This window comes from Stenotrophomonas tumulicola (assembly GCF_014117215.1).
In the GTDB taxonomy this organism is placed as follows: domain Bacteria; phylum Pseudomonadota; class Gammaproteobacteria; order Xanthomonadales; family Xanthomonadaceae; genus Stenotrophomonas; species Stenotrophomonas tumulicola.
In genome coordinates this window covers 116,034-137,293 of sequence record NZ_JACGXS010000003.1, presented here as the reverse complement: position 1 = coordinate 137,293, position 21,260 = coordinate 116,034, and the positions used below count along the sequence as shown (strand labels likewise).

The following is a 21,260-nucleotide window of genomic DNA, read 5'->3' as shown; positions in this document are numbered from 1 at the left end:
CAGGTGCATGCGGCGTCGGGTAACGCCGGGCCATGCCCGGCGGAATGGGGTGATGGAGATGGGTAGAGCGGGTCCATGACCCGCTGCCCTTGTTTCCGGCATCGCGCGAACGGCAGCGGGGCATGGCCCCGCTCTACCGATTCGTTCTTGGGCATACGCCATCCGCCCCACCTTCGACAGGTCCATGCGGTGTCAGGTAGCGCCGGGCCATGCCCGGCGGAATGGGGTGATGGAGATGGGTAGAGCGGGTCCATGACCCGCTGCCCTTGTTTCCGGCATGGCGCGAACGGCAGCGGGGCATGGCCCCGCTCTACCATTTTCTTCATACGTGGTTGGCGGCCACCGGCCCGTCGCCACCCCGTATCCAGCGTGAACCGCCGCCCGCCGCGAGGGGCTCAGCCGTTCGCTGCCAATTCGGCGTCCAGTGCCTGCAGGCGTTCGACGGTGCCGACGTCGGTCCAGCGGCCGCGATGGTGCTGGCCGGTGACCTGTCCGCGCGCCATGAAATGCTTCTGCAGCGGCACCACTGAAAAACGCGGCGGCGTGCATTCGCTGCCGGGCGCATCGCCGATTGTTTCCTGCCATTCGGCCACGATGGAGGGCCGGTATATACCGATGCCGGCGTAGGTCAGGCATGCGCCTTCGCGGTCATGGTGCAACAGTCCGTCGGCGTCCAGCCGGTAATCGCCATGCGGATGCTGCGCGGGGTTGTCCACCATTACCAGGTGCGCCTGCCCGGCCGGTTCGCGTGGCAGGGTGGCAAAGTCGAAGTCGGTCCAGATATCGCCGTTGACGACCAGGAACGGCTGCCCGCCCAGCACCGGCAGCGCGTTGAGGATGCCGCCGCCGGTTTCCAGTGGCGTATCGCCTTCATGCACGAAATGCAGGGTCAAGCCCCATCTGCTGCCATCGCCCAGGGTGGGGGCGAAGCATTCGGCCAGCCAGGCGATGTTGACCACCACCTCGCGCACGCCGATGGCGGCCAGCCGCTCCAGGTGCCAAACGATCAGTGGCTTGCCCGCCACCGACAGCAGCGGCTTGGGGGTATGCAGGGTGAGCGGGCGCATGCGCTCGCCGAGCCCGGCGGCGAAGACCAGCGCCTTCATCGTGGCAGCACCGGTTCGGACTGCGCGGCCATCGCCGGCTTGACCTGTTCTTCCAGCACCCGGCGCAGCCCGTCCAGCAGCGGGTAGCGCGGCAGCACTTCATCCAGGTAGGCGATGAAGCGCGGCGCATCGTCCAGGTAGTGGCCTTTGCCATCGCGGTAGCGCAGCCGGCAGAACAGCCCCAGGATCTTGACGTGGCGCTGGATGCCCATCCAGTCGGCGTCGCGCAGGAAGGTGGCGCGGTCCGGCACCGGCAGGCCAGCGGCGCGGGCGCGTTCGTGGTATCGCGCCAGCCATTCGTCCACGCGCTGCAACGGCCAGCTCAGGAAGGCGTCCTTGAACAGGCTGACCGGATCGTAGGCGATGGGGCCGCGCACCAGGTCCTGGAAATCCAGTACGGCCGGCCCATCCGATACCGGCATCAGGTTGCGCGGCATGAAGTCGCGATGGGTCATCACCTGTGCCTGGCCCAGTGCGTTGTCCATCAGGCGGCGCTGCGCCAGCTGCAGGTTCTCGGCTGCTTCGCAGCCAAGGTGGATACCGAGGTGGCGCTGCAGGAACCATTCGTCGAACAGCCCGGCATCGCGCTGCAACAAGGCCTCGCCGAAGCTGCCGAAACCTTCCGGTACCGGCATACCCTGCAGGGCCAGCAACTGGTCCATCGCGCGGTCGAACCAGGCGTCGGCGTTGTCGGCGTCGATCACCCGCGCCAGGGTCGGCCCGCCCAGGTCCTCCAGCAGCAGCAGGCCTGCGTCGATGTCCTGCGCCAGCACGGCCGGGACGCGCAGGCCGTGGTCAGCCAGCAGGGTGCGCATGCGCAGCCAGGGACGCACGTCTTCCAGGCCCGGTGGCGAATCCATCACCACGTGGCTGCCGTGGCGGCTGGTCGCCCGCCAGTAGCTGCGCATGCCAGCATCCACCGAGGCACGCTCGAGCCGTGCATCGGCATCATCCAGGTGCGCACGCACCCATTGCAGGCGCTGGGCCGCGCGTTCGGGGTGGGAAGCAGGATCGTTCATGCAGGCAGCATCCGGGCGCCCGCAGGCGCCGACGTCAGGAGGAGGGGAGGGGTCAGCGCCGGCCGCCGCTGACCAGACGCAGCAACGCCAGCACGACGATGGCACCCAGCACGGCACCGACGAATCCGGCCGGTTCACCGCGGGCGTACCAGCCCATGTACTGGCCAAACCAACCGGCCAGCAGCGCGCCGACGATGCCGAGCACGATGGTCAGCAGGCAGCCCATGCGGTTGTTGCCGGGCATGAAGAAGCGACCGAGCAGGCCGACCACGAAGCCGACCAGGATGATGTAAAGCCAGCTGCTGCTGCCGAACAGGCCATTCATGGGCATGGAATCCTTTGCGATGAGGGGCGCAGCCGGACAGGCCCGGCTGCGGCGCTCACTTTACCCAGATCAGCAGCAGCCGTGGTCGCCGTGGCGGGTGCCGCTGTCGGCGGCGACCGGCGAGCCGCTGGTCTCCCCGCGCAGGCTGGCGGCGTGGTGTTCGCTGATCACCTTGGACACGCAGGCGGTCACCTTCTTGCCCATCGGGATGTGCAGGAACTCGTTCGGGCCATGTGCATTGGAGTGCGGGCCCAGCACGCCGGTGATCATGAACTGTGCACCGGGGAATTTCTCGCCCAGCATGCCCATGAACGGGATCGAGCCGCCTTCGCCCATGTACATGGCCGGCTTGCCGAAGAACATCTGGCTGGCCTCGTCGATGGCCTGGGTCAGCCACGGGGACATCGCCGGTGCGTTCCAGCCGCTGGAGGCCTTTTCCAGGTCCAGGGTGACTTCGGCGCCGTTCGGCGGATCGCGCAGCAGCGCTTCCTTCAGCAGTTCACCGCAGGCCTTGCCATCGGCGGTGGGCGGCAGGCGCAGCGACAGCTTCACCGCGGTATGCGGGCGCAGCACGTTGCCGGCCGATTCCAGCGGCGGCATGCCACCGATGCCGGTCACGGACAATGCCGGGCGCCAGGTGCGATTGAGCACCAGCTCGGTCAGGTCGTCGTTCATCGGCACCAGGCCGTCGACCAACGGGAATTTGTCGAAGATGGCGGTATCGACAACCTCGGCGGCACGCTTGGCCTGCTCCAGGCGCTCGGCCGGGATCTCGACCTGCATGCCATCGACGAGGATGCGGCCAGTGTCCTGGTCCTCGATGCGCGACAGCAGCTGGCGCAGCAGGCGGAAGCTGGACGGCACCACGCCGGAGGCATCGCCGGAGTGCACGCCTTCGTTGAGTACCTTCACCGAGAAGTTGCCGCCGGTCAGGCCGCGCAGCGAGGTGGTGCACCACAGCTGGTCGTAGTTGGCGCAGCCCGAATCCAGGCACACCACCAGCGAGGGCTTGCCGATGCGGTCGGCCAGGTGGTCGACGTAGGCGGGCAGGTCGTAACTGCCGGACTCTTCGCAGGCCTCGATCAGGATCACGCAACGGGCGTGCGGCAGGCCCTGTGCCTGCAGCGCCAGCACGGCGGCCAGCGAACCGAAGATTGCATAGCCATCATCTGCGCCACCGCGACCATAGAGCTTGTCATCGCGCAGCACCGGGATCCACGGGCCAAGGTCGTCGTCCCAGCCGGTCATTTCCGGCTGCTTGTCCAGATGGCCGTACAGCAGCACGGTGTCATCGCCGGTTTCGCTGCCGCTGGCCGGGATTTCCAGCAGGATCAGCGGGGTACGGCCTTCCAGACGCACGACTTCGACCTGCAGGCCGGGGATGTCCTGGGCCCTGGCCCAGGTTTCCATCAGGACAACGGCCTGCTCCATGTAGCCGTTCTGCACCCAGTTGGCGTCGAACATCGGCGACTTGTTGGGAATGCGGATGTAGTCGACCAGTTGCGGAACGATCTCGTTGTCCCACTTCTGATTGACGAATTGGCCGAGCTTGGCGCTGTCCATCTGGAAACTCCGGTTGCATGTGTGACTGATCCGCCCATTCTACGCCGGAGCACCGTGTCGCACGGCGGTGTGGAGGGACATGCGGTCCGGTTTTCACCGGTGTGGAAGGGGGAACGGCGCGCCCCGGGCGGCCTGCCGACATCGGTTCAGCCTGACGCAAATGGGCTTTCGTCCTGCGCTCATTTGTGTAGGGTTTTTCCTACAAGGCGTCGGGTATTTAGCTGGCTGTTAGAAATGTCAGCGGACGATAGGCTGTGCACATGTGGTGACGGACACTGTTTCCACCGACGGGACTGCCGGTCGGAATGGGTCTGGATCACAAGGAGAAGTACGTCGTGCCTTGGCGGATCGTGTTGTGGGCACTGCTTCTGGGGGTGGGGGTCACGCAGGCACTTGCTGCCGAGCGGATCGACATCAACCGGGCCGATGCCTCTGCACTGCAGCAGGGATTGACGATGGTGGGGCCCAGCCGGGCAGCTGCGATCGTCGAGCACAGGCAGCAGCACGGGCCTTTCAGACGCGTCGAGGACCTGACGCAGGTGAAGGGCATAGGGAAAGCCATCGTCGAACGGAATCGACAGCGGATCATGATCGAAGGTGGGAAGCCCTCGATGGATCCGGTACCAGGAACGGTACCGGTTCGACCCGTGCCAAGGCGCTGATATCGGGATTCGTCGCGGCCCGCAGGATGCGGGTCACCGCCAGCCAACGGAAGAGGTGGCAGCGACCGGCGCAGGGAGGCGTCGACAGCACCAGGAGGGTGGCATCACAGACCTGTGGAAGGGGCTGGGATAGACAACCAGGGATGACCGCGGCCTCCGTGCACGGAGCGCACCGCCCCATTCGCAGGATGCGATGGGCGGCAGGAGGCTGACAGGGACGTGACTGTTGCCCGGTACGACACAAGGCCGTGTCGCCGGGCAATCTGTTTTTGGGCCTGCTGTTTTATGGAGCCGGGAAACGGTAGCGTGGCCTTTCCCACGCGATGGATGACCGCACCGATGCGATCGTTGCCCCTGTCCCTGCTGCTTGCCACCAGCGTGTTGCTGGCGGCCCCGCTGTCGCTGCATGCGCGGCCATCTGCCAGCATCCCGGGTTCCCCCGTGGACACCGCCAGTGCCGAGGTACGTGGCCCGACCGATCTGAAGCCCGGCCAGTTCCTCTGGCATCCGGAGATTTCCCCATCGGGCCCCATCGTATTGGTGGTGAGCCTGGACGAGCAGCGCGCCTACGTATACCGCAATGGCATCGCGATTGGCCTGAGCACCATCAGTTCGGGCAAGGCCGGGCACGAAACGCCAACCGGTGTGTTCACCATCCTGCAGAAGGACAAGGACCACCGTTCCAACCTCTATAACAGCGCGCCGATGCCCTATATGCAGCGGTTGACCTGGGATGGCATTGCCCTGCACGGCGGCGCGCTGCCCGGGCACCCGGCTTCGCATGGGTGCGTGCGGCTGCCGCAGGCATTCGCGCAGAAGCTGTTCGGCGCGACCCAACGCGGCGATACCGTGGTCGTGGCCGATGCCAAGAGCTCGCCGATGACCCTGGCCTATCCGTCGGTGCTGGCACCGGTGACCAGCCGCGGCCAGGCCCTGCCTGAAGTGCCGGCAAGTGACCCGGCCGCAGCCTACTGGAACGAAGACGCCGCACCGGCTGGCCAGGTCGGGGTGCTGGTCAGCCTGCATGACCAGCGTGTCTACGTGCTGCGCGACGGCGTCCTGATCGGCGAATCGCCACTGGCAGCCGCGGCATTGCCTGCGTTCCAGGGCACCACGTTGTTCGTGATGGGAGAGGGCTACACCGACATTCCCAGCCCCCTGGACAGCCATCAGCGGCTGCATCGCTGGACTGCCTACCCGCTGCTTGGACAGGCCGAAACGCAGGCCACGCCGGACCTGCTGGCCACGCCGTCGTTGCCGATGGCGCTGCCGGAGGAATTCGCCCGCCACCTGTATGCGGCGCTGGTTCCAGGCACCACCCTGCTGGTGACGATGCTGCCGGCGGTGCGCCCAAGCGCGGCTGAACCGGGCCTGCAGCCAGTGTTGGAATCCGAGCCGGACGGGTCCACCCTGTGAGCTTCATGCCTGTCCCTGATCTGCGCCCATGACCCGGTTCCGCCTGCGCTGGATGGCTGCCATTGGCCTGCTTGCTGCCTGCTGCCAGCCCGCGTTCGCGCAGGCTCCGCCTGCGGCGGTGTCCAGCCCGGACCTGGCTGCCATCCTTGCCAGGGCCGCGCCGAATGCTGACCGGAAGGTGCTGCAGATGGCTGCCGGTGCGATGCGCTGTGCGCTGCGGCGCCCGGAACTGGGCATCGTGCCGGAGCGGCTGGGGGTGATCGATTACTCGCGTCCTTCCACCGAACCGCGCCTGTGGGTGTTCGACCTGCGCCGGCAGCGATTGCTGTTCGAGGAATGGGTGGCGCATGGGCGCAACAGTGGCGCGGACCTGACCGAGCATTTTTCCAACCGGGAAGGCAGCTACATGTCCAGCCTTGGTGCATTCACCGCACAGGAGACCTACGTGGGTGGCAACGGTTACTCGCTGCGCCTGGATGGGCTGGAGCCGGGCTTCAACGACCATGCACGCGAGCGGGCGATCGTGATCCACGGCGCGCCGTATGTGAATCCTGCCGCGGCGCGGTTGCAGGGCCGGCTGGGCCGCAGCCTGGGCTGCCCGGCCGTGCGCCTGAGCGTGGCCAAGCCACTGATCGACGCGTTGCGCGGGGGAACGATGGTGTTCGCCTACTACCCGGACCAGGCCTGGCTGGCGCATTCGCAGTTGCTGGGCACCGACTGCGGATGATCAGGTAGAGCGGGTCCATGACCCGCTGCCCTTGTTTCCGGCATCGCGCGAAAGGCCGCGGGGCATGGCCCCGCTCTAGCCGGCGCCTGTGCGTTTGCGCGCGGCCATCGGCACAATGGGTGCATGGATATCACCGACACCCTGCAACATTCCAGCCATGTCGTCGCAAGCAGCGGCTACCGGCGCGTGCGTTGGCGCAATGGCCTTGGCTGGACCCGGGAAATCCTGCGCCTGCCCGACCACGATGTGGACTGGGCGCTGCGCCTGTCCATCGCGGAGATCGAGCGCGATGCCGCGTTCTCCGCGTTCCCGGGCGTAGAGCGCGAACTGGTGCTGTTGCAGGGCAACGGCGTGCGACTGCGTTTCGACGATGGCCGCGTGGCCGACGTCCTGTCACCGTATGGACGCGTGCGTTTCGCAGGCGAAGCGGCGGTGCACGGCGAACTGCTGGATGGCGTCACCCATGACTTCAACCTGATGTGGCGGCGCGAGGCTGTGCATGCAGAACTGCTGCACCGACCGCTGGTGGGGCCGATGTATTTCTTCAGCGAACCAGGGGTGGCCTGGGCGATCCACCTGCTTGCTGGCCAGGCCCGGTTCGAAGCAGGCAGCGCACTGCCAGCGCTGGAAGCGGGCGACACGGCATGGCTGGCGGCCGGCGAACGGCAACGGCATGCGCTGCATGGGGGGGGAGAGCTGCTGGCGATCCGGCTGACGCCTGCCGTGGCGGGCGCGGCTTCTGGTGCGTGACGCCCAGCGGCCTGCATCCATCAGGGCAAGACCTGGCGACAAGGGTCAGTACACATCACGCCGGTAGCGGCCGGCCAACAGCAGTGCTTCCTTGCCGTCCGCGCCGAGCACCTGTTCCAGTACCGCATCCACTGCCGGTGCCATGCCCTGCAGGCTGCCGCAGACCAGGATGGCCGCGCCGGCATCCACCCAGCTGCGCAGCTGCATCGCCTCCGCCTGCAGCCGATGCTGGACGTAGCGATGTTCCCCGCCATCCCGGCTGAACACCGCATCCAGGCGCTCCAGTGTTCCCTGTTGCCGCATCGCCTGCAGTTCGTCGGCGAAGTGGAAGTCATGCGCCGCGTTGCGTTCGCCGAACAGCAGCCAGTTGCGGTGGGCACCAGCCGCTACGCGTTCATGCAGGTGCGCGCGCAGGCCGGCGATGCCGGTGCCATTGCCGATCAGGATCAGTGGAACAGCGACCGCCACGCCATGGAAGCCAGGATTGCGGCGCAGCCGCAGGTCGACGATCGCACCGACTGGAACCACGTCGCACAGCCAGCCGCTGCCGATGCCGGGCGTACCGTCGGCCCGCAGCTGGCGCCTCAGCACCAGGTCCAGCGTGCCATCGTGCATGGCCGAGGCAATGGAATATTCGCGGTGTGGCAAGGGTTGCAGTGCCCCGACCAAGGCATCGCGATCCCCTTCGAATTCGGTTTCCGGCAGGTGCGAGCGCGACAAGCGCTGGTGCAGGGTCTGCCCATCGCCCAGCAATGCGGTGCCGTCGAAGCCATGCGTGGCCAGCCACGCATCCACCGTTTCCGGCGCATGGCGGGGGCCGATTTCAGCAATGTCGCCGGCCTGCCAACGTGCGTCGCCTTCAGCGGGTGGCAGCAGGCGCAACCAGTGCACCGGTCCTCCCACGCTGCCGCGATTGAGCTGCGTGCGTTGCCGTAGTGTCCATGCCTGGTAGTCGGCCGGACTCCAGTCGGGTTGTTCGCTGGCCTGGCCACCCAACTGGCCGAGCAGCTGCTGCCAGTGGCGCAGGCTGGCCGGGTCGGCATTGTCCACCTGCACGGTATCGAACAGCGCATGCGCGCCGTGCTGCCGCAGCCAGCCATCCAGTTGCTGGCCGAATGCGCAGAAATGATCGTAGCTGCGATCACCCAGGGCGAGCACGGCGTAGCGCAGGTGCGCCAGCGAAGGGGTGGCCGGCATCAACCGGCGCAGGAACGGCAAGGCATGATCAGGCGGGTCGCCTTCGCCGGTGGTGCTTGCGATGAACACGGCCCGTTCGCTGCCGGCAAGCGTTGCCGCATCCAACTGCTCGATGCTGCGCAGCCGGACCGCCACCCCTGCGTTACGCAGGGCATCGGCGCTGCGCTCGGCCAGTTGCAGGGCGAACCCGGTCTGGCTGGCCCACACCACCAGGATGGGGCGTTGCGCCGGATCGCCTTGTTCATCGCGCGGGCGCGCACGCCACCAGATGCAGGTACACAGCGCGGCATAGCCCAGCACGCTGGCTGCCGCGATCTGCCAGTCGCGTCCGCGCGCCGCGACTTCCCATCCGCTATCGCCCAGTTGCAGGCGCAGCAACAGCCACGCCACCAGCGCCAATCCCAGCAGTACCAGCAGGTTGCCCAGCGCGGCAGGTGAGGGACGAAGGCTCAAGGCAGCAACGCCTGGAATGCAGGGCTCACTGTCTCGATCGGGGCGTGTTCCCCGCGTTCCAGGAAGCGTGCCGCCAGTCCCAGCCGCGTGGCCAGCACCAACCCCGCCGTGCTGCCCAGCACGGTCAATGCCGTGGCCCAGGCATCTGCCAGCATCGCCTCGGCCGCCACGACCGTCACCGCTGCCGCAGCACGTTGCACCGGCCGGCCGCTGCGCGGATCCAGGCTGTGGCTCAGTTGTTCCCCATGCTGCTGGTAACGGTGCCAGCGATCGCCAGAGGTGGCGACGGCGTGTCCATCCAGCGCCAGCACGCGTGGTGGGCCAGGCGTGCCTGCATCGTCTTCCGGCGCTGATTCGACCAGCACGCGCCATGGTTGGCCATCCGGTTTGCGACCGTAGCCGTGCAGTTCGCCGCCGACTTCCACCAGCGCCGCCGCGACGTCCTGTGCCTGCAGCCAGCGCGCCACGTCATCCACGCCGAATCCCTTGGCGATCGCCGAAAGATCCAGCTCCAGGCCACCCGGTTGCAGCAACGCATCGTGTTGCCATTGCAGGCGTTGCCAACCGCAGCGTGCGCGCGTTGCCGCCAGCCGCGCGTCGTCGGGCACGCCACGCGGTCCTGCATGGGCACCGAATCCCCACAGCGCCACCAACGGCCCGATGGTGGGATCGAATGCCCCCTCGCTGGCGGCCGCCACCTGCTGTGCACAGTGCAGCACACGACGGGTTTCCTCCGGCAGCGTGCACCAGCTGCCTGTTGCTGCGCGGTTGTAGGCGCTCAGGTCGGAATCCGGCTCCCAGGTGCTCATCTGGGCGACCACGCGGTCCAGCCGTGCCTGGATGCCGGCATGCAGCGCGTGCAGTTCGCGCCTGCGCGGCACCACCAGCTTGACGCTCCACGTGGTGCCCATGGTGGTGCCGCCCAGGTTGGCGATGTCGAATGAGGCGTTGGTCATGTCCGTTCCGGGTGGTGCCGGTTTCCGCTGGAGCCGGGCGATGCCCGGCCCCGGGGAATCATTGCGGCAGCACTTCCAGCGTGGCCACGTAGCTCAGGCGGCGCTTGGTAGCCTGCTTCACCGACGTCTTGTCGTCCTCGGTGCCGGTTTCCAGCCAATACATGCCGGCTTCCGGCCAGGTCACCTTGATCTCGCCCTTTGCATCGCTGGTGACTTTGATCTCGTCCTGCGCATTGCGGTAACGCGTCGCGCCACGCACGATCTCGAACTCCAGCCCGGCGGTGGGCTTGCCGTCGACCAGCACATGGAAGGTCGCTTCCTCGCCCGCGAACAGATCATTGGGGTGGGCGTTGGCGATCAGCTCGATGCCCTTGTTGGTCGGCTTCAGTGCGGTGCCATTGGGCGCACCGTTGGTGACGAAGGTTTCCACCCGGCCCACCGACTGCGATACCTGCAGGTTTTCCGCGTCCTTCGGCAGCTCGCCGAAACTGGCTGCGTTGCCGCGCCAGCGCTTGCGTTCACCGTTCTGCTCGTAGGTTGCGAACAGGCCATCGTTGACCGAGGCGATGCGGTAGGTGCCCTGCTGCTTCAGTTCGATGTCGAACACGCTGCGGAACTTGCCGCTGGCCGGGTTCTGCGGCTGTACGGCGCTGCCGTCCGGTGCGGTGATGACCAGCGATTCCAAGCGTAGTGGCACATGGTTGAAATAGAACAGGTCGTTGGACACCGCACCGTCCACGGTGATCCATGGGTTGGTGCCGGCGATCACGGTCTGCGATGGCAACAGCCAAGCCTTGTGGGCGAGGGCGGAGAAGGGAAGGGCAGCAGCCAGGGCGGCGGCGAGGACGAGCGTGCGCTTCATGGACATGTAACTCCGGGAAAGTGGACAGGTTGGTGTGCGACAGGACGGCGGCGATTACGACTTAATCCCCTCCGTCCCCTTTTCATGGTTTGACGGCGAGGGTGACCTGGCCCAGTTCGGTGCTGCCCTGGGCCGAGCCGTTCTGGGCGGCCTTGGCCGGCCAGGTGAAGGGGATCTTCAGCAGTTCGCGGCCGCCGACTTCGCGTACCGCTTCCACGACCAGGGTGTAGCTGCCCGGTGCCAGCTGCTTCAGTGCCGGCTGGCGGTCATCGAAGGACAGCGCGTGCTTGCCGACCGGGCGGGTCGGGCCGGTCACGCCGTCCACCGGAACGTCCAGCGTGCGCCCACTCTTGCGCCACCACTGGCGCAGGTCCGGCAGCCACTTGGTGCCGTGGCCTTCGCTGTTGCCGGTCTGCTGGTACCACACCGACAGGTTGGCGGCGACTTTCTGGTCGGCGCCCTCCAGCCAAACGGCCACGTATGGCCGGTGGTATTCGGCGACGTTGAGCTTGGGCACCTCGACATTGATGTCCAGCGTGGCCGCATAGGCGGGCGAGGTGGCCAGCAGGCCGCTGAGGGCGATGGTTAGGGTGACGCGCATGGACGGCTCCAGCAGGGAAGGTCGAAGAAGGTCAGTGGATCAACAGCAGGGCGATCAGCAGCGGGATCATCAGTCCCAGGCCGACCAGCGGCCAGGTCATGCGCCGCTGCCGCGCATGCAGGTGCAGCAGGAACAGGCCGGTGATGCAGAACACCAGGCAGGCCACGGCGAACAGGTCCAGGAACCAGCCCCAGGCGGGCCCGGCATTGCGGCCCTTGTGCAGGTCGTTGAAATAGGAAACCGCCCCGCGCGAAGTGGATTCGTACTCCACCGCACCGCTTTGGCGATCGATGCTCAACCAGGCATCGCCGCCAGGCCGTGGCAATGACAGGTAGATCTCCTCCGGCGACCACTCCGCTGCACGCCCGCCGATGGAGACATCCAGCTGTTGGTCCAGCCATTGCCGCGCGCTGCGGGGAATCGGTGCGTTGCCCTCCTCGCGGTCGCCCAGTTGGCCCAGCATTCCTGCGGGCAGTTGCAGTTGGCGGTTCTGCACCTGCGGGGTGGCTTCGATCTTCGCCGCGTGGTTCAAGGTGATGCCGGTGGCGGCAAACAGCAGCATGCCGATCAGGCAGACCGCCGAGCTGATCCAATGCCATTGGTGCAGCGTACGCAGCCAGAAACCGCGGCTCTGCTGTTGCTGCACGGTGGAAGGTACGGAACGGCTCACGGCACGGAGGGAAACAGGAGATGACGGCGCATTACATCATTGATGAGAATAGTTCGCAATTAGGTGTCGGAATGTATCTGCCCTGGTGGCAGCGCCGAGCCATGCTCGGCGGTTTTCAGGATGGGGCTGCCGTCCACGTGCGCCGGGCATGGCCCGGCGCTACCGGATGATCACCTCAGAACTTGAAGTTCAGGCTGACCCACACGCTGCGTGCCTTGTCCTTGTTGTTGTAGTCATCCTCGAACAGCACCTCGCTGGTGCCATCGGCATAGGCGCCGTCGCCATCCAGGTCGACGAAGCTGGCGTGGTAGGTGGTGAAATCACGGTCCAGCAGGTTGTTGATGCGCGCATTGACGGTCAGCCATTGCGTGGCTTCGAAGGACGCGCCCAGGTGCAGCACGGTGTAGTCCTTGTAGTAAAGCGGCTGGTTGGTGATCGAGCTGACGCCACGGTAGCGCTTGGAACGCATTTCGCCAGTCAGGAATACGTTGAAGCGCTCGCTGGCCTGCCAGTCGAAGGTGGCGTTGGCCATGTGCTTGGCGCTGTTGCCCAGCGGCAGGCCCTTCTCCGCACCACTCTTCTGCTCGCTGTCGGTGTAGGTGTAGTTGGCGCGCAATGCGAAGCGATCGCTGATTTCCCAGCGGCCGGCGACTTCCACGCCCTGGATCACCACTTCGTCGATGTTCACCGTGCGGCTGCTGCTGGCATAGCCCAGCTCGGCGTACTCGCCACTGCTGGTGCAGGCCAGCGTCAGGCCGGGGCCGCAGGGCTGCGAGGCGATCTTGTCGTCGAACTTGTTGTGGAACACGGTGGCATTGGCGCTGTGGCCATCGGGATGTTGCCAGTACACGGCCAGCTCGGTGCTGGTGCTGGTTTCAGGCTGCAGGTCCGGGTTGCCGTACATGGGCGAGGTGCCCTGGCCACCGAAACCGGTCACGCCGTCATACAGCTGGGTGGTCTTGGGGGTCTTGAAGCCGGTGCTGACACCACCCTTGACGGTCCACGCATCGTTGAACGTGTATACGCCGTACAGGCGCGGGCTCAGGTGGTTGCCGAACACTTCGTGGTCATCGAAGCGCAGGCCGTAGGTGAGGGCAAACGGTGCGGTGATGTTCCAGGTGTCTTCGGCGAACACCGAGTACATGTTGTGGTCCTGCGTCTGGCCCGGGTTGCCGGTTTCCATGCCGAACACCCCGTCGGTGAGCTCCCCGCGGATCACCTGCGCACCGATCACCGCCATGTGCTGGCCGGCGGCCTGGAACGGGATGTCCAGTTTCGCATCCAGGGTGTACTGGGCGCTCTCCAGCGTGCGCTTGGGACGCGGGAGGAAGGCGGCTTCAGCCGCTGCACGGCGTTGCGCTTCGGTCTGCCCGGCGTAGGCACCGGTGGCGTTGAGCATCTCCAGCAACTGGCGACGCTCGGCCACCGTGAAGGGCATCGTGCGGCCATCATTGTTGGTGGCCACGTGGGCCAGCGACACCAGGCTACGGCCGAAGCTCCAGTCGCCTTCGTGGGTCAGCGCCCATGCGTCACGGGTGAACTCCTGCGCCGGGCTGTATCCCACGCGTGGATCGGCACGGGTGCAGTTGAGGCGGGGGATGCAGGTGGTGGTGTTGCCGCGCCAGATGGAGGCGATCCCATCCACCGTGCCGACCGGATACTCTTCCTCGCCGTCGTCGTTGATCTTGATCGAGTTGTCGTATTCCTGGCGCGAGGTATCGAAGTCCAGGGTCAGGCGCTGCGCATCGCTGGCATTCCATTCCAGGCTGACGCCACCGGCCTTGTTGGTGTTGTCCACGGTCTTGCCGCCGCCGCCAAAGCCCAGTGAGCGGTCATGTGGCTGGCCGGCCGGGTCCGTGGCTGGCGCGTACACCGGGTTGGACGCCTTGCGGTCATACCAGCTGGCGCGCGCGCTGAGGTTGAGTACGCCCGGCACCAGCGGGCCGGTGATGAAGGCATCGAAGGTGCTGTCATCGCCGAACTCATCGTCGGTTTCGAAGGTGCGGCCAATGGTGGCCGAGCCGTGCCAGCTGTCCAGGTTGCGCTTGGTGATCACGTTGATCACCCCGCCCATCGCGTCGGCGCCGTACAGGGTGGATGCCGGTCCACGTATCACCTCGATGCGTTCGATCGCATCCAGCGGCGGGATATGGTTGAACTGGTTGCCGCCGAAGTTGTTCGGATAGATGTCGCCGTGGTTGTTCTGCCGGCGGCCATTGACCAGCAGCAGGGTGTAATCCGAGCCCATGCCGCGCATCGAGATGCTGCCCTGGCCGGTCTTGTCGCGGGTCTCGCCGACGTCCACGCCTTCCAGGTCACGCACCGCATCGAGCAGGGTCATGTACGGGCGCTTGGCCAGTTCTTCGCGGGTGATGACCGAGATGCTGGCGGGTGCATCGGTGATCTTCTGTTCGAAACCGGAGGCGGTGACCACCACCTGGTCCAGGGTGCGCGGCGCGGCGACGTCGGCCAGGGCGGGGGCGGCGAGCGCGCACAGCAGGGCGCTGGACAGGGCGGTACGGATGACAGGCGAACGGAAACGATGGCGCTGGGCCATGGCGGTAACCTCGAAGAAATGCAGGAAAATGCCGCACCAGGCGCCAGCGAGCGGCGGAGTGCAGCGCAGGGAGCCCGGTCAGGGGCAGCAGGGAACTACAACAGGAAGCTGCTTCGACGTGCGCGCCGGCGGGCGGGCACGGAAGACGGATCAGGCCAGCGGGGGCGCCTGGCCACGCTGCTGGCGACGCCCGGGTGGGTCGGCACGCGGAGGCTGCATGCTGGCGTCGCGCCAGTCACGGGATTGGAAATCGATGCCGGCGGCAGGCTGTGCCAGTGCAACCCAGCACGCGGCCAGTGGCACCAGTGCGGTGTCCGGCATGCTGGCCTGGAGGGGGACGTCGGCCTTCAGGGCAACGCGGCGCAGCTTGGCCGGTGCCTGTTCATGCAGGCTGCCTTCACCACCACCGCCACGCTCTTCCAGCGGACTTTGCAGCAGCGCCGAGGCTGCATGGCCGTCGCTGGAAGGCGCCAGCAACGGCAGGGAGCCGAGCAGCAACGCCAGCATCGCCACCCACGCCAGCAGGCTGGCCAGCGCAGGACGCTGGCCGCGCATGGCGGCGCCGAGCTGATGGTGGCGGTGCGGATGACGCAAGATGTCCCCTGGGGCCTGATGGTCGAACGACGTGGCGTGGATCTGGCGGAAGTGTATTGATAATTATTCTGAATAGCAAATGAGAGCCATTCGCAGGTGTGGGCGTCGAGCGGGATCGTGCGCCCTCTGCCGCATGCTGCCTGTGCAGCCGGCACCAGCACGGCTCGCCGTGCTGGCGCACATTCAGAATCAAGGTGTTTCTACTCGTACCGCTGATACTTTTCCATCGAGTCCATTCACATGATGGTGGTCAATGACCAGGTATTCGTCCTCCGAATCACCCTCGAACGTCGGCACGGTCCGCACAGTGTCCAGGTCCCGTTTGACCCGGATGACAGTGTAGTCATCCTTTTCCGAGCCACTGGGCGAATCGTAGACGGTAATGATCGTTCCCTCTTTGGCCGAAAGAATATTCATGGATCGAGCATCGTCGTTATGGCAGCCCGATTCCTTCTTGATATTCCAGAAGTCGCTGCGGGTAAGGCCAAATGTGCAGGAGATGCGCTGGGTGCCGTTATTTCCTCTCAGCAACACCGCGGCAGATTCGCTGTGGGGTACGGGGGATGGTTCGACTTTTATATGCGATACCTTTCCCGCCAATCCGTTTCCACCCGAGTAGAGGTAGCGGAAGTGGTCGCTGTATTGCGTCTGATCCAGGTCTTTGAGTACCAATGGTGAATTCCACGGTATGTCACGGTCAATGTTGAGGATGCCGAAGTCATCATCCCGTGTCCCGCCCGGGTGGTCATGGAGTGTGATCCGCTGGCCCTTCTTCATGCCCCGCAGCCGGAGCGAGCGCATTTCATCGTTCTCGCAACCCAGCCTTTCACCATCCTGCATGCTCCAGTCGCGCTGGACTGCTGAGCTGAAGCCACAGACGACGTTCTGTTTGGCATCATTTCCTTCGTAAGCCACCACGCCGCCATTATTCCGGTGCTCAACGTATTCCAGGGCATCACCGCGTTCAACCGAGTCGACGGCGATGAAGTTCGGCATGCGCTTGCAGCGGTCCATCTCGCGCGCTTCGATGTACTCCCAGTGATTGTCGTAGTCTCCATGGATCAGTTCCGGAACCTTGTGGAAGTGATTCATGAGGAACAGGCGTTTCCAACCATTCACGCCCGTTGCCGTGTCCAGAGGGATGTCATCCCAGCGGGAAGAACAGCTGAAGTCATGCTGCCCGATGGTGTCGCCAATGTTGTAGGTGTTCTGGACCAGGATGTCCTGGTCGAACATCACGTGGGCCGATGAGCCTCCAATGCGGCCGGCGAGGCTGCTGTCCTGTGCGATGAGCAGAAGACGCTGGTCGGCCCCCATGAGCTCGCCGATGTCAGGCCAGTTTTTATGGCGCGACCATAATTTATGGGTTGGGTCGAATGCATGCTGGAACAGCTCCGGATGCGTGCTGTGGAAATCCTCAAGGTCCTTGCGCTGGATATATGACTCGATGTGGATCGCGATGATCGCTGTGGGATGCGTGGTGAGAAAGTCGTGGATAGTACGGAGGTCGCGCTCCAGAGGCGCGACGCGGGACGCCAATATGTTGCAGCTTCCGTGGCATACATGCAGTTCGCCATTGTGCTTGTATATGTCCAGCATGAATCCGCGTACGCCACGCCCAAGCTGTTCCTCGATGGTCAGGCGCTGGTTGGGGAGGAACCCATCGTGATTGAAGGCGTTGTGGCCCATGATCATGACCAATTCGTCAAGTGTCCTGGTGTAGTCATTGATATGATCCGGTCGGGCCAGTTCGGCGTGCGCTGGCGCCGAAGCAGCAAGCGCGATGATAGCGCTGCACAGCGGGGTCAGTAATGAGTGATGCGATGCATGAATTAATCGCGTGAGCATGGTGGAATCCTCAGTTGTTCAGGATTTCCAGCATGTGCACCGAATGGGGATTTCAGGCCAAAGCGTGGCTGTGGATCTGGAAAATGAGTGGCGCAATACAGCCGAAACTGGATGCCCTGCACAAAGAGGAAAAGTCTTTGACGTCAGTAGCGACATCGGTGCTGGATCGATAACAACCCGCAGCAGCGATGGCAGGCGCATGGCCCAGTCGCTCTGTGTGGAAACCGGCAGGGAATTACAGCGCGGCTGGCCCGCTCAGACTTCGCTCCATCGTCGCAGCAGATTGTGATACACGCCACTCAACTGCAGCACTGCGCTGGCATCGGCCTGGCTCTGGCGCAGGCGTTCGATGGATGTATCCATTTCCCACAGCAGGCGCCGCTGCGCGTCGTCGCGGACCATGCTCTGCACCCAGAAGAACGCTGCCTGGCGCGCACCGCGCGTCACCGGGTTGACCTGGTGCAGGCTGCTGGAGGGATATACGATCAGGTCGCCGGCAGGCAGCTTCACTTCGTGTTCGCCGTAGGTATCGCTGATCACCAGTTCGCCGCCTTCATAGTCTTCAGGCGCGGACAGGAACAGCGTGCAGGAGATATCCGAACGCAGGTGCCCGTGCACGCCGTTGGCCATCACCGCACCGTCGACATGGAAGCCGTAGCTGCCACCCCCCTGGTAACGGTTGAAACGTGGGGGCAGGATCCGGGCCGGCAGTGCAGCTGCGAAGAACAGCGGATTGCGCTGCAATGCGGCCAGCACCAGGGCCCCCAGTTCCGCCTTCAGCGGTGATGTGTCGGCAAGCTGTTCGTTGCGTTTCACCTGCGCTCCCTGCCTGCCGACCGTCTCGCGGCCATCGGTCCAGTCGGCCGCGTCGAGGCGGTTGCGCAGGGTGCCCAGTTCTTCGGTGCTGAGTACGTCCGGGATATGCAGCAACATGATCGTGTCCGGTGAGGGAGGCGCGGGCGGCCACGGGCTGCCCGCGCCAGCCATCTCAGAAGCGGAAGTCCGCGCTGAGCAGGAAGGTGCGCGGGGCACCCGGGGTGTAACGGTAGCCGCTCTTGTTGATCGCGGCTACGTATTGCTTGTCGAACAGGTTGTAGCCGTTCAAGCGCAGCACCAGCGTATCGTTCACCGCATAGGAAACCACTGCGTCGTACACCGTGTATGACTTCGTGTACGACGGCGTGCCGACCGCACCATCGGTGCCACGATGCATCGCGCTGCTATAGCGGACGCCACCGCCGACAGTCAGCCCGAACGGCAACTGGTAGGTGCTCCATGCGGTGAATGCGTCGTCCGGGGTATAGGTGAGGTTGCTGGTGCCATCGGCGGCGACGTTCGCACCTTCCTTCACTTCGGTGTCCAGATGGCTGTAACCAGCCGACAGCGACCAATTGTCGGTGATGCGGCCCACTGCGGAGAGTTCCACGCCCTTGACCCGCTTGCTGCCGGTCTGGGTCGGGTTGCCGGCGTCATCCAGCACCTGGGTGTTGATCTCGTTCTCCACGTCGGTCTGGAACAGCGCCAGGTTCACCGCCAGCGCATCGTCGAGGAAGGCCCACTTGCTGCCGACCTCGAACGTCCTGGCTTCCTGTGGATCCAGGCGCGGATTGTCCAGGCTGCTGGCCGAACTGCTCAGGGCGAAGTTGCTGCCACCCGGAGGCTGCTGCGACAGCGCGTAGTTCGCGTATACGCTCACGGCGTCGCCCACCTTGTAGAGCGCGCCCAGCTTCCAGTTCAACAGGGTGTCGGATGCTTCCAGCGTTGGGTTGCGCAGCACCGTGCCGGCCGGGTTGCTGCCGCAGTCCGGGCCGCCGCGTCCGCCACACACCACCGAACTGGCGTAGTCGGTGTCGTAGTGGTCGGCACGTACGCCTGCGGTCAGCAGGAAGCTGTCGCCGAAGTGCAGCGTGTCGAACACATACAGCGAGGACGTAGTGGTTTTTCCGTGCGCGTCGGCACCATTATGTGCCCAGTCCAGCCCGCCGACGTTCCAGTCAGGATCGTAAAGGCTGGCTGCCGGCCAGGCGCTGCCGGCGGTGACGGCCTGGCCGAAGCTGTCCATCTCCTCGCGGGTGAACTCCAGGCCGGTGCTGAGGTTGTGCACGATACGGCCGGTGCTGAAATCGGCGCGCAGGTTCAACTGGTCGGTCAGCAGCGTGTTGCGCTGGTCTTTCAGGGTGGGCAGGCTGCGCGCGATGCTGTACGTGGACAGGTCATTGCGGTCGCTGTAACGGATATTACCGGTCGGGGCACCATCGGTACCGCGCACGCCGGTTCCCATGAAGGCGGTGAGCAGGTAATCCTGTTCGGTCCGTCCCCAGCGCGCGGTATTGGTCAGGCGCACGGCATCGTTGAAATCGTGCTCGATGCGGAAGGTGGCCATCTTCGCGGTGACCTCGTCATGGTCGGCGCGGGTGCCGTAGAAGTTCTCCGGATCGACCGGATGGCCGGCCAGGTTTTCCAGTGTCGGCTGTGGCGTCCAGCCGGGCAGGCCGAGGGTCGGCACGCCGCCATCGGGAACGTTGTCCTGGTCGACGTACAGCAGGTTCAGTACGTAGCGGGTATTGGTGCCCAACCCGAAGGCCAGCGACGGTGCGATGCCCCAGCGCTTGTTGGCGACGTGGTCGCGACCGGGCTGGTCGCTGTCCTGCCACATCGCATTCAGCCGCAGCGCGCTGGTCGTGCCCAGCGTCTGGTTCCAATCGGCGGTGGCGCGGCGTTGCTGATCGCTGCCCAGGCTGGCGCTGGCGGCGACCGCATCGTGCAGGTTGGCCTGCTTGCTGACCATGTTGATCGCGCCGGTCGGTGCAGAACGGCCATTGTCGGTGCCAGCCGGTCCCTTGGTGATTTCCACCTGGTCGGTGTTGAACACATCGCGCGAAATGGAGCCGAGGTCGCGGACACCATCGACGAACAGGCTGCTGGACGTATCGAAGCCGCGCATGTACAGGCTGTCGCCGGTGGCGGTATTGCCATTTTCGCCGACGTAGAACGTACCGACGCCCGGGCTGTTGCGCAGTGCTTCGGTCAGCGTGGTGGCGCCCTGCTGGTTGAACAGGTCGCTGGTGATCACCTGGATGGTCTGCGGCGTGTCCTGCAGGGACTGGGTGAACTTGGGCGAGGACAGCTTGTCGGCCTTGTAGCCGGCGATGGCGTGCACATCGACCTTGTCCAGCGTGCGTGCGTTGTCGGGCGCTTCGGCATGGGCCAGCACGGGCAGTACGGCGAAGCCGAGGCCGGCTGCCAGACGGGCGCTGGCCAGCGGCAGGGTGCGGAAAGGAGAGGGATGCTTGCGGCTCTTGATCGGGGTCATGGGCATGGCTTCGGTAATGCCGGGGCGGGCCCGGCAGGCAGATGCGGTGGTGCCGGGCGCGGCCCGGCAGATCGAGGGAGGCGGCAACGCCGGACCAGGCCCGGCAGGCAACATCACGCGCGCGGCGGTGGGGCCTGTCCTGGCGGACGTCGCGGAATGCCTGCACGCAGGCGCAGCGCCTGCAGGGGCCAGGCCGTTGCTTTCGCCACCAGGGTGGCTTGCATGCCGGGTCGGGCGGCACAGGTCAGGGCGGCTGGCTTCCCACCATGCGCAGGCCCGGCCTCGGCTTCGGCCACCGTGGCGATCCGCTCGGCCGGTGGGGTTCCCTGCGGGGCCGGCATTCCGGCGTCCAGCGCCCAGTGGCCTCCTGCCCGCGCAGGCGAGGCCTGCCCGTCGTGCAGGGCGCACCATCCCAGCAGCAGGGCCAACAGGCCTGCCACGAGTATCGGCCACCCTTGCAGGGCGGAGCGACGGTGGGCAGGTGAGGGCACAGGCAGGGCCATGCGAGGAATAACCGCAGCGGAGTGTTACAAATGGTAACGGTGATGCGAACTATTCGCATATACAATTCTGGCGCTCTCTGTCCGAGCGGGGTAGGGGCGCGGCGGAAACGTCTGTAGGGATCCGAAGCGCCTTGATCC

Annotated in this window: 19 protein-coding genes; 4 read left to right on the top strand and 15 right to left on the bottom strand. The window is 65.5% G+C overall.

Annotated elements, in window-relative coordinates:
• Positions 1-395: 395 nt before the first annotated feature.
• The 4 genes from murU to H4O11_RS08435 all read right to left on the bottom strand — a co-directional run bounded on the left by murU (position 396) and on the right by H4O11_RS08435 (position 4,013).
• Positions 396-1,106, bottom strand: coding sequence for an N-acetylmuramate alpha-1-phosphate uridylyltransferase MurU (gene murU / locus H4O11_RS08450; protein ID WP_182338980.1), 711 nt, complete (start codon positions 1,104-1,106; stop codon positions 396-398).
• Complete coding sequence (locus H4O11_RS08445) at positions 1,103-2,125, bottom strand: aminoglycoside phosphotransferase family protein (protein ID WP_182338979.1); 1,023 nt, start codon at positions 2,123-2,125, stop codon at positions 1,103-1,105. Before H4O11_RS08445 ends, murU begins: the two co-directional genes overlap by 4 nt.
• 52 nt (positions 2,126-2,177) lie before the next feature.
• Complete coding sequence (locus H4O11_RS08440) at positions 2,178-2,450, bottom strand: GlsB/YeaQ/YmgE family stress response membrane protein (RefSeq protein WP_182338978.1); 273 nt, start codon at positions 2,448-2,450, stop codon at positions 2,178-2,180.
• 69 nt (positions 2,451-2,519) lie between these two features.
• A complete protein-coding gene (locus tag H4O11_RS08435; protein ID WP_182338977.1) occupies positions 2,520-4,013 on the bottom strand; it encodes a M20 family metallopeptidase in 1,494 nt (497 codons plus the stop codon).
• Between the two features lie 305 nt (positions 4,014-4,318).
• Here H4O11_RS08435 and H4O11_RS08430 point away from each other — a divergent pair, with 305 nt between their 5' ends.
• The 4 genes from H4O11_RS08430 (at position 4,319) to H4O11_RS08415 (ending at position 7,568) form a co-directional block, all read left to right on the top strand.
• On the top strand, positions 4,319-4,675 hold the full coding sequence (locus H4O11_RS08430) for a ComEA family DNA-binding protein (protein ID WP_220466660.1): 357 nt from the start codon (positions 4,319-4,321) through the stop codon (positions 4,673-4,675).
• A gap of 339 nt (positions 4,676-5,014) precedes the next feature.
• The gene (locus H4O11_RS08425) at positions 5,015-6,091 is read left to right on the top strand and encodes a L,D-transpeptidase (protein WP_182338976.1); all 1,077 of its coding nucleotides are present in this window, start codon (positions 5,015-5,017) and stop codon (positions 6,089-6,091) included.
• 28 nt (positions 6,092-6,119) lie between these two features.
• Positions 6,120-6,818, top strand: a complete 699-nt coding sequence (locus tag H4O11_RS08420) for a murein L,D-transpeptidase catalytic domain family protein (protein ID WP_182338975.1) — start codon at positions 6,120-6,122, stop codon at positions 6,816-6,818.
• Between the two features lie 123 nt (positions 6,819-6,941).
• Positions 6,942-7,568, top strand: a complete 627-nt coding sequence (locus H4O11_RS08415) for a HutD/Ves family protein (RefSeq protein ID WP_182338974.1) — start codon at positions 6,942-6,944, stop codon at positions 7,566-7,568.
• Positions 7,569-7,613: 45 nt separating this feature from the next.
• Here the strand turns inward: H4O11_RS08415 and H4O11_RS08410 are convergent, their stop codons facing one another.
• From H4O11_RS08410 to H4O11_RS08360, 11 genes are all read right to left on the bottom strand, one after another.
• Positions 7,614-9,218 carry a sulfite reductase subunit alpha gene (locus H4O11_RS08410; RefSeq protein ID WP_182338973.1) on the bottom strand — a complete coding sequence of 535 codons (1,605 nt, stop codon included), beginning with the start codon at positions 9,216-9,218 and terminating at the stop codon, positions 7,614-7,616.
• Positions 9,215-10,174, bottom strand: a complete 960-nt coding sequence (locus H4O11_RS08405; protein WP_182338972.1) for an FAD:protein FMN transferase — start codon at positions 10,172-10,174, stop codon at positions 9,215-9,217. The genes H4O11_RS08410 and H4O11_RS08405 overlap by 4 nt, the downstream gene beginning before the upstream one ends.
• A 58-nt stretch (positions 10,175-10,232) precedes the next feature.
• Positions 10,233-11,036 carry a DUF4198 domain-containing protein gene (locus H4O11_RS08400; protein ID WP_182338971.1) on the bottom strand — a complete coding sequence of 268 codons (804 nt, stop codon included), beginning with the start codon at positions 11,034-11,036 and terminating at the stop codon, positions 10,233-10,235.
• Between the two features lie 82 nt (positions 11,037-11,118).
• Positions 11,119-11,637 carry a DUF2271 domain-containing protein gene (locus H4O11_RS08395; RefSeq protein WP_182338970.1) on the bottom strand — a complete coding sequence of 173 codons (519 nt, stop codon included), beginning with the start codon at positions 11,635-11,637 and terminating at the stop codon, positions 11,119-11,121.
• Positions 11,638-11,668: 31 nt separating this feature from the next.
• Entirely contained in the window at positions 11,669-12,307 is a 639-nt protein-coding gene (locus H4O11_RS08390) for a PepSY-associated TM helix domain-containing protein (RefSeq protein ID WP_182338969.1), read from the bottom strand.
• A gap of 175 nt (positions 12,308-12,482) precedes the next feature.
• Positions 12,483-14,864, bottom strand: a complete 2,382-nt coding sequence (locus H4O11_RS08385) for a TonB-dependent receptor domain-containing protein (protein WP_182338968.1) — start codon at positions 14,862-14,864, stop codon at positions 12,483-12,485.
• 150 nt (positions 14,865-15,014) lie between these two features.
• Complete coding sequence (locus H4O11_RS08380; RefSeq protein WP_182339174.1) at positions 15,015-15,419, bottom strand: hypothetical protein; 405 nt, start codon at positions 15,417-15,419, stop codon at positions 15,015-15,017.
• A 228-nt stretch (positions 15,420-15,647) separates the two neighbouring features.
• Complete coding sequence (locus H4O11_RS08375) at positions 15,648-17,306, bottom strand: phosphoinositide-specific phospholipase C-related protein (RefSeq protein WP_182338967.1); 1,659 nt, start codon at positions 17,304-17,306, stop codon at positions 15,648-15,650.
• Between the two features lie 255 nt (positions 17,307-17,561).
• Entirely contained in the window at positions 17,562-18,239 is a 678-nt protein-coding gene (locus H4O11_RS08370; protein ID WP_182338966.1) for a Fe2+-dependent dioxygenase, read from the bottom strand.
• A gap of 55 nt (positions 18,240-18,294) precedes the next feature.
• The gene (locus tag H4O11_RS08365; RefSeq protein WP_182338965.1) at positions 18,295-20,619 is read right to left on the bottom strand and encodes a catecholate siderophore receptor Fiu; all 2,325 of its coding nucleotides are present in this window, start codon (positions 20,617-20,619) and stop codon (positions 18,295-18,297) included.
• Between the two features lie 113 nt (positions 20,620-20,732).
• Positions 20,733-21,059 carry a hypothetical protein gene (locus tag H4O11_RS08360; RefSeq protein WP_182338964.1) on the bottom strand — a complete coding sequence of 109 codons (327 nt, stop codon included), beginning with the start codon at positions 21,057-21,059 and terminating at the stop codon, positions 20,733-20,735.
• Between the last annotated feature and the right edge of the window lie 201 nt (positions 21,060-21,260).